We start from the raw sequence: 12,493 nt of genomic DNA on the forward strand, positions 1-12,493 counted from the left end.
GCAGCGCGTTCACCGGGCCAGACGGGACGACCCTCGGCGGGTCGGCCCACCCGACAGTGTGTTCACCAGGACTAGGAGACCACGTGTCCCGAACCCGCCGACGCCACCTTCGACGTGGCCCGCTAACCGCTGCGATACTTTCGCTCTCCATGTTGTCTACTGCCCTGCTCGGCGCCCCTGCCGCGCAGGCCGCACCGGGCAACCCGGGCAACCCGGTCGATCCGGGCCCCGCCGTGCAGGCCAGCCCGGGCGATTTCGAGGCGGCCGCCGACGAGCCGTACTCCGTGCTCGTCTTCTCCAAGACCGCCGGCTTCCGGCACGGCTCCATCCCGGCTGGCATCGCCGCGATCGAGCAGCTCGGTGCCGACAACGGCTTCACCGTCGACACCACCGAGGACGGCGCCGAATTCACCGACGCCAACCTGGCCAACTACCGGGCGGTCATCTGGCTGTCCACCACCGGCGACGTCCTCGACACCGCCCAGCAGGCCGCCTTCGAGCGCTACATCCAGGCCGGTGGCGGGTACGTCGGGATCCACGCCGCCTCCGACACCGAGTACAGCTGGCCCTGGTACGGCGAACTGGTCGGCGCCTACTTCTCCGGCCACCCGGCCAACCAGAACGCCGTAGTCAAGGTCGAGGACCCGGCCCACCCGTCCACCGACGGACTGCCCGCCGAATGGACCCGCTACGACGAGTGGTACAACTTCCAGACCAACCCGCGCGGCGACGTGCACGTACTGGCCAGCCTGGACGAGACCAGCTACACCCCAGGTGCCGGCGCGATGGGTGCCGACCACCCGATCGCCTGGTGCAGCGACTACGACGGCGGCCGGGCCTGGTACACCGGCGGCGGCCACACCAACGAGTCGTTCGCCGAGCCGGAGTTCCTCGACCACCTGCTCGGCGGCATCCAGTCCGCCGCCGGGGTCGTCGACTCCGACTGCGGCGCCTCGCTGACCGAGAGCTTCGAGAAGATCACCCTGGACAACAACACCAGCAACCCGATGGAGCTGGACATCGCCCCGGACGGACGGGTCTTCTACATCGAGCGTGACGGCCGGGTACAGATCGTCAAGCCGGACACCGGCAACACGGTCACCGCGATCGACCTCGACGTGTTCACCGGCAACGAGGACGGCCTGATCGGCATCCGGCTCGACCCGGACTTCGCCGACAACGGCTGGGTGTACCTCTACTACGCCCCCAACGACGGCGTGGCCCGCAACCTGCTGTCCCGGTTCACCGTGGTCGGCGACAGCATCGACCCGGCCAGCGAGGAGGCCGTACTGCAGGTCGACACCCAGCGCAACACCTGCTGCCACGCCGGCGGCACCATGACCTTCGACAGCCAGGGCAACCTCTACCTGGCGACCGGGGACAACACCAACCCGTTCGAGTCGAGCGCCTACACCCCGATCGACGAGCGGGCCGGGCGGCAGGACTACGACGCGCAGCGTACCTCCGGTAACACCAACGACCTGCGCGGCAAGGTGATCCGGATCCACCCGGAGGACGACGGGACGTACACCATCCCGGAGGGCAACCTGTTCGCACCGGGCACCGCGCAGACCCGCCCGGAGATCTACGCGATGGGCTTCCGCAACCCGTTCCGGATCGGCGTGGACCTGGCCACCGACACGCTCTACGTGGCGGACTACGGCCCGGACGCCAACTCGGACAACCCCAACCGGGGCCCCCGGGGCCTGGTCGAGTGGAACATCGTCGACACCCCCGGCAACTACGGCTGGCCGTACTGCACCGGGACGAACGAGGCGTACAACGACTACCAGTTCCCGTCCGGCCCCAGCGGCGCGAAGTTCGACTGCTCGGCGCCGGTGAACGACTCCCCCAACAACACCGGACTTACCGAGTTGCCACCGGCGATCCCCGCCACCGTGGACTACGGCTACAGCGGTGACCCGCGCTACCCCGAAATCGGTGGCGGCGGTGCGCCGATGGGCGGGCCGGTCTACCGCTACGACACCGAGCTGGCCTCGGACCGCAAGTGGCCGGCGTACTACGACGGCAAGGCGCTGCTGGGCGAGTGGAACCAGTCGAAGATGTACACCATGCAGGTGTCCGCTGACGGCACCGAGCTGGTGGACATCAACCAGTTGCTGACCGGGATGAGCTTCGTCCGCCCGATGGACTTCGAGTTCGGCCCCGACGGCGCCCTGTACCTGATCGAGTGGGGCAGCGGCTTCGGCGGCAACAACGACGACTCGGGGGTCTACCGGATCGACTACGTCGCCGGTAGCCGGGCACCGATCGCGCAGGCCAGCGCCACCCCGACCTCCGGCCAGGCACCGTTGACCGTGGAGTTCTCCAGCGCGGGCTCGCGCGACCCGGACGGCGGCACGCTGACCTACGCCTGGGCCTTCGGCGACGGCGGGACCTCCACCGAGGCCAACCCGACCCACACCTACACCGAGGCCGGCAACTACACCGCGCAGCTGACCGTGACCAACCCCAACGAGCGTACGGCGGTTGCCAACGTACCGGTGACGGTCGGTAACACCGCACCGACGGTGACCATCGACTTCCCGCCGGCCGGCGGCTTCTTCGACTGGGGCGACCAGGTTGAGTACACGATCACCGTGACCGACCCGGAGGACGGCGAAATCGACTGTGACCGGGTGGAGCTGCAGGTGCTGCTCGGCCACGACGAGCACGCCCACCCGTTGGAGCAGCACACTGGCTGCTCCGGCACGGTGCAGACCCAGCTCGCCGCCGGCCACGGCGCCGAGGCGAACGTCTTCGGCGTGTTCGAGGCCACCTACACCGACGACGGCGGGGTCGGCGGTGCCGCGCCACTGACCGGCCGGGCGATCGAACTGCTGCAGCCCAAGCGCAAGCAGGCCGAGTACTTCAGCTCGACCGGACGGGTGGACGGCGCCACCGGCGGCGGCGACCCGGGCGTCCGGACCGAAACCACCGGCGACCCGGCCGGTGGCGGCGAGAACATCGGCTTCATCGAGGACGGCGACTGGTGGTCGGTCGACCCGGCCAACCTGACCAACGTCGACTCGATCGGGTTCCGGGTCGCATCGGCGACGGCCGGCGGCCGGATCGAGGTCCGCGCCGACGCCGTCGACGGTCCGGTGGTCGCCTCCGCTGACGTCGCGGGTACCGGCGGCTGGCAGACCTGGACCGACGTGACCGCGCCGGTCACCGGCGGCGCCGACGCGGCGGTGCTGTACTTCGTCGCCCGGGACCCGGGCGGTGGCGCGAACTCGCTGTTCAACGTCAACTGGATGGACTTCCTCGGCCGAGGCGTCACCGAGAACGCGCCGCCGCAGGTCAGCGTCACCGCGACGCCGACGTCCGGCACCGCGCCGCTCACCGTGGCGTTCGACGGCACGGCCACCGATGCCGAGGGCGACACCCCGTTGACGTACGCCTGGGACTTCGGTGACGGCGGCACCGCCGACACCCTGGACGCCAGCCACACGTACACCGCACCGGGCACCTTCGTCGCCACCCTGGTGGTGACCGACGCCCGGGGCGCGACGGCATCGGCGTACGTGTCGGTGCGGGTCGAGGCACCGAACACGTCCTGCTTCGGAGCACGGTCGGACGAGTTCCTCGGCGACGGGCTGGACCGCGACCGGTGGACGGTGGTCCGGGAGAGCCAGGTGTACTCGGTGGCCGACGGCACGCTCCTGCTGCCGACCGGCGTCGGTGACCTCTACGGCGGCCGCAACGACGCCACCAACCTGGTCCTGCAGCCCGCGCCGGACGGCGCCTGGCAGGCCACCACCAAGGTGACGTTGCCGGTTACCGCTAATTACCAGCAGGCTGGTCTGCTGGTCTACGGCGACGACGACAACTACGCCAAGCTGGACCTGCTGTACAGCGGCAGCCGCCGGGTGGAGTTCATCCGGGAGACCGGCGGCACCCCGCGCAACGAGGGTGCCGACGCCACCGACGCGCCCGCAGGTGACACCATCTACCTGCGGGTGACCAGCGACGGGACGAACCTGACGGCGGCCATGTCGGCCGACGGACAGACCTTCGCCCCGGTCGGCCGGTCGGCGGCACTGACTGGCATCGGGAACCCGCAGATCGGCGTGTTCGCGCTCAACGGTGGGACCGAGGCTCCGGTGGTCGACGCCGCCTTCGACTGGTTCCAGGTGACGCCGGATGAGCCGGCCGGTCCGGTCGAGCCGTCCGACGAGTTCGACGGGAGCGCGCTGGACGCGTGCCGCTGGGACGCCATCGTCCGGGAGGACGCGGCGGCCTACCGGGTCGCCGACGGGTCGCTGCACATCGACGTGTCGAACGGTGACATCTACGGTGCGGGCAACTCCGGGCCGACGAACTTCATCCTGCAGACCGCGCCGGACGGCGACTGGACCGTGCAGACGAAGGTCGACGGCAGCCTGCTGGACGAGCAGTACCAGCAGGCCGGGCTGCTGGTGTACGCCGATGACGACAACTATCTCAAGTTGGACTTCATCGCCGACAACACCGTCGGCAGCCCGGTCAGTCGGCGCATCGAGTACCGCAGCGAGATCGGTGCGGCGGTGCAGAACCCGCAGCCGCAGGTCAGCGAGCTGACCTCGGCGGTGTGGCACCTGCGGCTGGCCCGCGTCGGTGACACCTACACCGCCGCGTACTCGGCCGACGGCACCGACTGGACGCAGTTCGAGTCGCTCACCAACGCGGCTGTCGGGGCTAACCCGAAGGTCGGGCTGTTCAGCCTCGGCGCCAACCAGACGGAGTCGAAGACCGTGTCGTTCGACTACTTCCGGTTGACCACGGAGGTTTCGGAGGAGGACACCACGGCGCCGGTGACCGAGGCCGAGGTCAGCGGGACCGGCGAGCCGGCTGGACCGGTCGAGGGCTGGTACCCCGGACCGGTCGCGGTCACCCTGACCGCCACCGACGAAGACGGTGGCAGCGGGGTGGCGGGTACCGAGTACTCGCTCGACGACGAGACCGGGTGGACGGCGTACACCGAGCCGGTAGCGGTGAGTGGGGACGGCAGCCACGATCTGCGGTTCCGGTCCACCGACGCCGCCGGCAACGTGGAGCAGACCCGGTCCGTCACCTTCCAGATCGACGCCACGGCGCCGGTCAGCTCGGCGGAGTTCGCCCCGGCGAACGACAACGGCTGGCACGACGGCACCATCCCGGTGGTGCTCTCCTCGACCGACGACGGTTCCGGGGTCGAGCTGCTGGAGTGGTCGCTCGACGGCGGTGACTGGACGCCGTACGACGAGCCGGTCGAGGTGACCGGCGACGGTGACCACGAGCTGCTCTACCGGGCCACCGACCTCGCCGGCAACGTCGAGGCGCTGAAGTCGGCCGTGGTGAAGATCGACGGCAGCAAGCCGACCCTGCTGATCTCCGGGCTGGCCGACGGCCAGCTGTACGGCGACAGCCAGGACGTACGGGTGTCGTGGCAGGCGGTCGACCCGACCTCCGGCATCGACACCGTCGTCGGCACGCTGGACGGGCAGCCGTACGCGAACGACACCCTCCAGGTGATGTACGACCTGCCGCTCGGCCTGCACGAGCTAACCGTGACCGCGACCGACAAGGCGGGCAACGACACCACCTCGACGGTTCGGTTCTTCGTCACCACCTCGTTCCGGGACATGCAGAACCTGATCGACAGGTTCAAGTCGACCGGACGGTTGTCCAAGAAGGCGGACCGCAAGCTGTCCAACAAGCTGGACGCGGTCCGGCTGTCGGAGGCGGCCGGCAAGGACAAGCGGGCGATCCAGCAGCTGACCGCGTTCAAGGCCCTCGCCGCCGACCCGGATCTGGTCACCGACGCCGACGTGCGGGACACCCTGATCCGTGACGCCGACGCCATGATCGAACGGCTCGGTGGCACGGCGAGCGCGGCCGGGGTGAAGGCGAACGGCGGAAAGCCGGTCACCGGTGCCGGTCGGCTGGCGGAGGACCCCACCCGGATCGACCCCGACCAGCAACTCTGATCCGCGGTGGCCCCGCCCGGTCCTCGGTGCCGGGCGGGGCCACCGTCCTATCGACAGGTCACCGACCCGTCGACGAGACAGGAAGGAAGACACCATGCGTCGTACGCGTGGATCGGCCGCCGTTCTGTTCGGCCTGTTGCTGGCGGTGCTGCCGGCGGCCGGTCCCGCGCAGGCGCACAACGGCAAACTCGATCTGGAGGTGGCCGGCGACGGTGCCACCGGGGTGACCGTGCAGGCCTTCCATGACGATGGGCACCGGCTCGACCTTCCGGTCCGGCTGGTGCTGACCGCCACCGCTGACGGGGGGCGGTCGGTCGGCCCGTTGCAGCTCGAACCGGCCGGTGAAGGGCAGGGATTCTATGCCAGTGGCCCGGTGCTCAGCCCGGGTGACTGGCAGGTAACGGTGAGCGCTCCGGCGCCGTACGACAGCACGGCGACGGTCGATGTACAGGCGGTGGAGGGTCAGGCGCCGCCGGTCGCCGATCTGGCCGCCGCAGCGGCCGAGGACGAATCTGGCGGTACGGCCGGAGCCGGTTGGTGGCGTTGGGCATGGCCGATCGGCCTCGCCGCGCTGGCGTTGGCCGCCTTGGCGGTGGCCGCGCGCCGGCCACGGTCCAGACAGCCCTGATCACGACGGGGCCAGGGCACGGACAGCAACGGGGCCAGCCGAGGTCGGCTGGCCCCGTCGCTGTCTGGTCAGGTGCCGGGTTATTAGATCAACTCTGGACAAAGCTACACTGTGGAGTCTACGGTCTGATTTGGACGACTCGACCAATTCAGACTGGAGGGCCGGTGCGCCAACCCACGGTTCGGTACCACAATGCGATCATGGACAGCGCCCGTTGGGGGGGATTTCCCTTCCGCGACGGCGACATCGTGATCTCGACACCCGCTAAATGCGGCACGACATGGACCCAGACGATCTGCGCTCTGCTGATCTTCCAGACGCCGGAGCTACCCCGCCCGCTGGACGACATCACCCTCTGGCCCGACATGAAGACGCGCAGCCAGGCCGACGTGTTCGCGTTCTACGAGGCGCAGCAGCACCGACGCATCATCAAGACCCACACCCCGTTCGACGGCCTGCCGATCCACGACGGGGTCACCTACATCGCGGTCGGCCGAGACCCGCGCGACGTCGCTTTGTCCTGGGACGCACACTTCCAGAACACCGACTACGACGTGGTCCTGAAGCTACGCGACGCGGCGGTCGGCAACGACGATCTGACCGGCGAGCTCACCGACGACGCGCCACCGCAGCTGGAATCCGAGTACGACCGGTTCTGGGCCTGGATGGAACACCCCGACGTGCAGATCGGCCTGCCGTCGATGCTGCACCACATGTCAGGTTTCTGGGCGGAGCGTGACCGGTCAAACGTCCTGCTCCTGCACTACGACGAGCTGAAGTCCGACCTTGAGGGCCAGATGCGGGCGATCGCCGAACAGCTCGACATCGAGGTGCCCGAACAGCGCTGGCCGGAGCTGGTGCAGGCGGCCACCTTCGATTCCATGCGCAACCGCGCCAAGGAATTCGCCCCCGTCCTGGCGATGTGGCGGGACCCGAAGCAGTTCTTCAACCGGGGCGCCACCGGCCAGTGGCGTGACCTGCTCGACGACGGCGACCTGCGGCGCTACGAGGAGCAGGTCGCCAAACTCGCCGTACCCGAGCTGGTCGACTGGCTGCACCGCGGCCCGATCACCGTCTGATCGGGTGCGCGGTCGAGTTGGTCGGGCGCGCGGCCCGATCACCGGACAGGCCGAGCTGATTCCGCAGCCGGATCAGGCCGGGTCAGTCGTATCGGTCCTCTGGGTGGCCAGTGCGTCAGACGAGCCGTCGGCGGTCGCCGACGGCTCGTCTGACCCGTATGGCGGGTGGGTTGTGGCGTCAGCTGCCGGCGCTCTCGTGGACGGTGGGGAAGGTGAGGTCCTTCCAGCTGTCCGGTGTCTCCGAGATCATTCCGATCTCTTCCATGAAACCGGCGATGTCCTGAAGACCGTGCGGCTCGGTGGTGTAGGTGATCGCCGGGTTGGTGAGGTACTTCTCGAAGCTCTCAGGTGTGGTCTTGCCACCGGAGTTCGCCGAGAGCTCAGCCGCCGCCGCCGCCGGGTCGTCCGCGAGCGCGGCGATCTGCTCTTCCAGGATCGAGTAGAGCCGGGTCGAGAACTCGGTGTTCTGCTCGTAGTACTCGTTCATCATGAATACACCGTTGAACATGATCGGCCCGAAGAGGTCGCTGCTCTTCAGCACGACACGCATGCCCTGATCCTGCTCGTCGAACTGGAACGGCGGTGAGGTCAGGTGCGCGGCAATCTGTCCGCTCACCAGGTTCTGCAAGCCATCCGGATGGGACATGGGCACGATGTTCGTGTCGAGCGCTTCGGCGTCGCCGAGCTGGTCCTGGGCTCCCTTTCGAAGGACCAACGCCTGAATCGACGTCAGCGAGGGCATCGCGATCTTGTCGGAGGACGTGAAATCACTGAGCGACGTGAGCCGTTCGTCCTTGGCCATCAGCCAAAGTTCCGCGTCGTTGAGCGAGGCCAGGTACCGCCAGTCGACCCCCTTGTCCCGGGCCAGAATCATCTGTGCCGCGCTTCCGGCGCCGACCTGGATGTCGCCTGAAATCATGCCGTCCTGCACTGCCGCGCTCGACGATAGCTCCGTCCACTCGAAGGTCGTGTTGGGAAACTCCTTCTCCAGGGTGCCGTTCTGCTTGAGTAGAATGAGCGGAGCGTATGACAGGCCCGGCTGGTACGCAATCGTCACCTTGGCCGGCATACCGTCGCTGGCCTGCACGTCGGCCTCGTTGGAGCCGCATGCGGCCGAGGTCGACAAAAGTGCGGCCAGAGCGGTCGCGGCAACATATCGGGATCGCCGAGCGGCTCGAGAACTAGCTGAAATCATAGGGTGATCCCCACCTTGTCTGCTGATATCGGACGGAGGGTCGGGCGGACGGTGCGTTCCACCTACGGTGGTGGCGGAAACCGGATTCCGACAGGTCGGCGGTCCGGCTATGTCTTCATTCCCCATCGAACGACAGTGCGCCGCTCGATCAGGATGAAGACCATGTCGATCAGTAGACCGATGACCGCGATCGTCACCAGGCCGGCGAAGACGTCGGGGATGTCAAGGTAGTAGCGGCTGTTGTTGATGAAGTAGCCGAGGCCACCCCCACCTCCTGCGACGCCGAACACGAGTTCGGAGGCGACGATGGTGCGCCAGCCGAAGGCCCAGGCAGTCTTGACTCCCGAGATCGTGTGTGGCAGGGCGGCCGGGAAGAGCACCTCGGAGATCATGCGCCAGCGCTTGAGCCCGATGTTGCGGCCGACCGCTATAATCGTCCGGTTCGCCGTCCGGAAGCCGGTGTTGACATTGATTGCAATCGGCCAGATCACCGCGTTGGCGACCACGAACACCAGAGCCGTCTCACTGAGCCCGAACCACAGGATCGCCAGCGGCAGCACGGCGATCGACGGCAGTGGGTTCAGCATCGAGGAGAAGACGACGAGTACGTCCTCACCGAAGCGCGTCCACACCGCGAGTGTGGTCAGCACGACGGCGATGAGGCTGCCGAACAGCATGCCGAGCAACAGGACCCGCATGGTGGTGCCGGTCGATCGCAGCAGTTCACCGTTCTGGAAACCCGCGACCAGGGCCCGACCCACGTCTGCGGGTGAGGAGAACAGCAGGGGGTTGACGCCCGATATCGTGACGTAGAGCTGCCACCCGGTCAGCAGCAGGACGACGACGAGAACCCGGCGCAGCCACACCGGCATCGCCCCCCACCGCCAGTCCCTGACACTGCGCGGCGGGGCGGCGTCGGCCGACGGCGGGGCCGGGACGTCCCCCTCGGTACGGGTGATGGTCGATTGTTCAGTCGGTGAACTCAGCGACATCCTCGTCAGCCCCCTTCCCGTCCCGGTGCAGCAGGCTGCCCAGATGTGTCCGTACGCTGCGGTACTCCTCTGAACCCACCACCTTGGCTTCGTCGGTGATCTGGACGGTCTCACGGACCACCGAAGGCGGGTCGGTCAGAACGACGACCCGGTCACCGAGGACAATTGCCTCCTCGATGCTGTGGGTGACGAACAGGATGGTGACCCCGGTTCGTTTCGCGATGGCGTTGAGCTCGGCCTGCAGGCGGGCCCGGGTGAGCGCGTCCAGAGCCCCGAACGGCTCGTCCATCAGCAGCATGACCGGCTCCAGCGCGAAGGCGCGCGCGATCGCCACCCGCTGCTTCATCCCGCCCGAGAGCTGGTGGGGGTGGCGGTCGAGGGCTCGACTCAGCCCCATCATCTCGAGGTAGCGGCGCGCCTGCTGGTCCGCGTCGGACCTCTTACGACCGTTGCGACGCAACGGGTATGCGACGTTGTCGAGTACGTCACGCCAGGGGAACAGCTGGTCGAACTCCTGGAAGACGACCGCCCGGTCCGGCCCGGGGGCGAGTGTGCGTCGACCGGCCACGGTGATCGTGCCGTCAGCGAGTTCGAGGAACCCCGCGATGGTCTTGAGAAGGGTCGACTTTCCGCATCCGGACGGGCCGATCAACATGATCGTCTCGCCAGCGGTGACGTCGAAGCTCACGTCTGCCACAGCTCGGGCGAACGTGCCGTTGACCCAGTAGCCGATCGAGGCGTGGGACACGCTGAGCAGCGTGTCGGGCCGTTCGTCGGGCTGCGGGACGGCTCGTTCCGGGTCGGCGCGCAGCGGGGACGGATGGACCATACAGGACTCCCTTGGACTCGTCGGCTAGGCGACTGGCTCTGGTTGGTGGCCGTGGTGGTGGGAACGGTCGGGACCGTTCGTCGGCGCGCTGACACGCCAGTCGGGGGTCGGCGGCGATCCAGTTCTCGGACGGGCGCGGACGCACCGCCCTGTTTCTCCTGGTCGGCCGGTGGTGGGGATCTAGGCACGTGATTCCTCCAGAGCTGACTGTGTCCTGCAGCACAACAGTTAACTCGGCCGACATAGTGACGTCCAAGACGCTGCATCGATCTCATTCATAGGCACGACCTATCGAGGAGCCCTCAGCGATCGCGCGCGCGAAACTGCGGATCAAACGCCCAAAGCGTCTATAGCAGACAGAAGCGCAGGTGGGCCGCAGCCATTGACGGAACGGCAGTTTCGGCGCGGCCACCTGCCGGTTCCCGCCGAAACCGTACGGCTCGTGGCGGCGCGGACGTGGCTGCGGCGTTCGATCGGCCGTCGCCCGCTACCCTCGGTCGACACTTCCCACTCGTAGCCAGCGCCTATCTAACGAATCCCGAACGGGGTCTGGACCTATCGGCCGCCACCTGGTTGCATATCGCCAGGTCAGGCCGATCTGATCATGAGAATCAGCGAAGGGTGCGCGCGCATGACAGATCGCAGCCGGAGAAGGGCGGCACCGACCGGGAGGCACCCTCAGCTGCCCCAGACCCGTACCGGCAGCCGGTGCTGACGCGCGATGGACGCCCGCCAGCTCCGATACTTCCTCGCAGTCGTCGACGCTGAAGGCTTCGGCAAGGCAGCCGAGAAGCTCTACATCGCGCAACCGTCACTGTCACAGGCCATCGCCGGACTGGAGCGCGAGCTGGGCGTCGCGCTGTTCCACCGGGTCGGACGCGGCGTGGTGCTCAGTGACGCCGGCAAGCAGCTGATCGGTCCGGCCCGGCAGGTCATCCGCGACCTGGCGACCGCACAGGCCACCATCGACGCCATCAAGGGGGTGGCCCGAGGCCGGGTTGAGGTCACCTCGATGCCGTCCGCCGGCATCGAGCCCCTGGCACCGATCATGCAGCGGTTCGCCGCCGCTCATCCCGACGTCACTGTCAGCGTCAACGCCGCCTTCGTACCGGACGAGGTGATCGACGCGGTGCGTACCGGTGCCGTCGAGATCGGCCTGCTCGGCGCGCCCGACATCGTCCGGGTCGCCGAGCTCGACGTCGTGCCCCTGGAGAACCAGCCACTGATGCTGTTCACCGCTCCCGGTGGCCCTTTCCATGGCCGCGACCACGTCACCGCCGACGATTTCGACGGACACCGGCTCATCGCCTCCCAGCCCGGTTCCCTCATGCGACAGCTCGTCGATCACATCCTGGCGCAGGGAAGTCAGGCCCGGCTCGTCGCCGAGGTCGCCCACCGGACGTCCATCCTTCCCCTCGTCCTCGCCGGGGTGGCCGATGCGATCCTGCCCGCCGCGTGGAAGGATCTCGCGATCAGGGCCGGGGCGGACGTGCTGCCGATCCGCCCCACGGCGTACCTGCGGATCGTCCTGGTCAGTCGCCGCACCCAGCTGACGCCCGCCGCGCGGGCATTCATCGACATCGCCCGGAGGTACCGCGACGAGCGGCTCGACCAGCCGGCGGCCTGACCGACCAGGCCGACGTGTGCGGCCCGTCGACGCCCGCACCGACGCGCTGAACAGCGCGGTGCCCGACCCGGCCGCCATGCCCGCACGCCAGGTGCCGGATCATCCAGCCGATCTCATAGGCCGCACCTATGAGAGGGGTAGATCGTGCGTGTTGGACGCCGCACCCGGGCCCGCCCAAGGTTGGTGAGGCTT

7 protein-coding genes are annotated in these 12,493 nt (G+C 68.3%); 4 read left to right on the forward strand and 3 right to left on the reverse strand.

Going from position 1 to position 12,493, the window contains the following annotated elements; genetic code table 11:
- The first annotated feature begins 149 nt into the window (after positions 1 to 149).
- The 3 genes from O7543_RS15750 to O7543_RS15760 all read left to right on the forward strand — a co-directional run bounded on the left by O7543_RS15750 (position 150) and on the right by O7543_RS15760 (position 7,658).
- Positions 150 to 5,951: a ThuA domain-containing protein gene (locus O7543_RS15750; RefSeq protein WP_348650013.1), complete on the forward strand. Its 5,802-nt coding sequence runs from the start codon at positions 150 to 152 to the stop codon at positions 5,949 to 5,951.
- A gap of 94 nt (positions 5,952 to 6,045) precedes the next feature.
- Complete coding sequence (locus O7543_RS15755) at positions 6,046 to 6,579, forward strand: hypothetical protein (protein WP_281553131.1); 534 nt, start codon at positions 6,046 to 6,048, stop codon at positions 6,577 to 6,579.
- Between the two features lie 200 nt (positions 6,580 to 6,779).
- A complete protein-coding gene (locus tag O7543_RS15760) occupies positions 6,780 to 7,658 on the forward strand; it encodes a sulfotransferase domain-containing protein (protein ID WP_281567125.1) in 879 nt (292 codons plus the stop codon).
- 178 nt (positions 7,659 to 7,836) lie between these two features.
- Here the strand turns inward: O7543_RS15760 and O7543_RS15765 are convergent, their stop codons facing one another.
- From O7543_RS15765 to O7543_RS15775, 3 genes are all read right to left on the reverse strand, one after another.
- Complete coding sequence (locus O7543_RS15765) at positions 7,837 to 8,745, reverse strand: ABC transporter substrate-binding protein (RefSeq protein ID WP_281567126.1); 909 nt, start codon at positions 8,743 to 8,745, stop codon at positions 7,837 to 7,839.
- A 215-nt stretch (positions 8,746 to 8,960) separates the two neighbouring features.
- Positions 8,961 to 9,845 (reverse strand): ABC transporter permease, encoded by an 885-nt coding sequence (locus O7543_RS15770; RefSeq protein ID WP_281553127.1) that lies wholly within the window; start codon positions 9,843 to 9,845, stop codon positions 8,961 to 8,963.
- On the reverse strand, positions 9,823 to 10,674 hold the full coding sequence (locus O7543_RS15775) for an ABC transporter ATP-binding protein (RefSeq protein ID WP_281553126.1): 852 nt from the start codon (positions 10,672 to 10,674) through the stop codon (positions 9,823 to 9,825). The genes O7543_RS15770 and O7543_RS15775 overlap by 23 nt, the downstream gene beginning before the upstream one ends.
- Before the next feature lie 721 nt (positions 10,675 to 11,395).
- Between O7543_RS15775 and O7543_RS15780 the strand changes: the two genes are divergently transcribed.
- Positions 11,396 to 12,301: a LysR family transcriptional regulator gene (locus O7543_RS15780; protein ID WP_281553125.1), complete on the forward strand. Its 906-nt coding sequence runs from the start codon at positions 11,396 to 11,398 to the stop codon at positions 12,299 to 12,301.
- Positions 12,302 to 12,493 lie beyond the last annotated feature (192 nt).

It is taken from the genome of Solwaraspora sp. WMMA2080, from assembly GCF_027497395.1.
In the GTDB taxonomy this organism is placed as follows: domain Bacteria; phylum Actinomycetota; class Actinomycetes; order Mycobacteriales; family Micromonosporaceae; genus Micromonospora_E.

Excerpts from the sequence above, each read along its gene's own strand:
- O7543_RS15770 (WP_281553127.1), bottom strand. The coding sequence starts at position 9,845 with ATGTCGCTGAGTTCACCGACTGAACAATCGACCATCACCCGTACCGAG.
- O7543_RS15775 (WP_281553126.1), bottom strand. The coding sequence starts at position 10,674 with ATGGTCCATCCGTCCCCGCTGCGCGCCGACCCGGAACGAGCCGTCCCG.
- O7543_RS15760 (WP_281567125.1), top strand. The coding sequence starts at position 6,780 with ATGGACAGCGCCCGTTGGGGGGGATTTCCCTTCCGCGACGGCGACATC.
- O7543_RS15750 (WP_348650013.1), top strand. The coding sequence starts at position 150 with ATGTTGTCTACTGCCCTGCTCGGCGCCCCTGCCGCGCAGGCCGCACCG.
- O7543_RS15780 (WP_281553125.1), top strand. The coding sequence starts at position 11,396 with ATGGACGCCCGCCAGCTCCGATACTTCCTCGCAGTCGTCGACGCTGAA.
- O7543_RS15755 (WP_281553131.1), top strand. The coding sequence starts at position 6,046 with ATGCGTCGTACGCGTGGATCGGCCGCCGTTCTGTTCGGCCTGTTGCTG.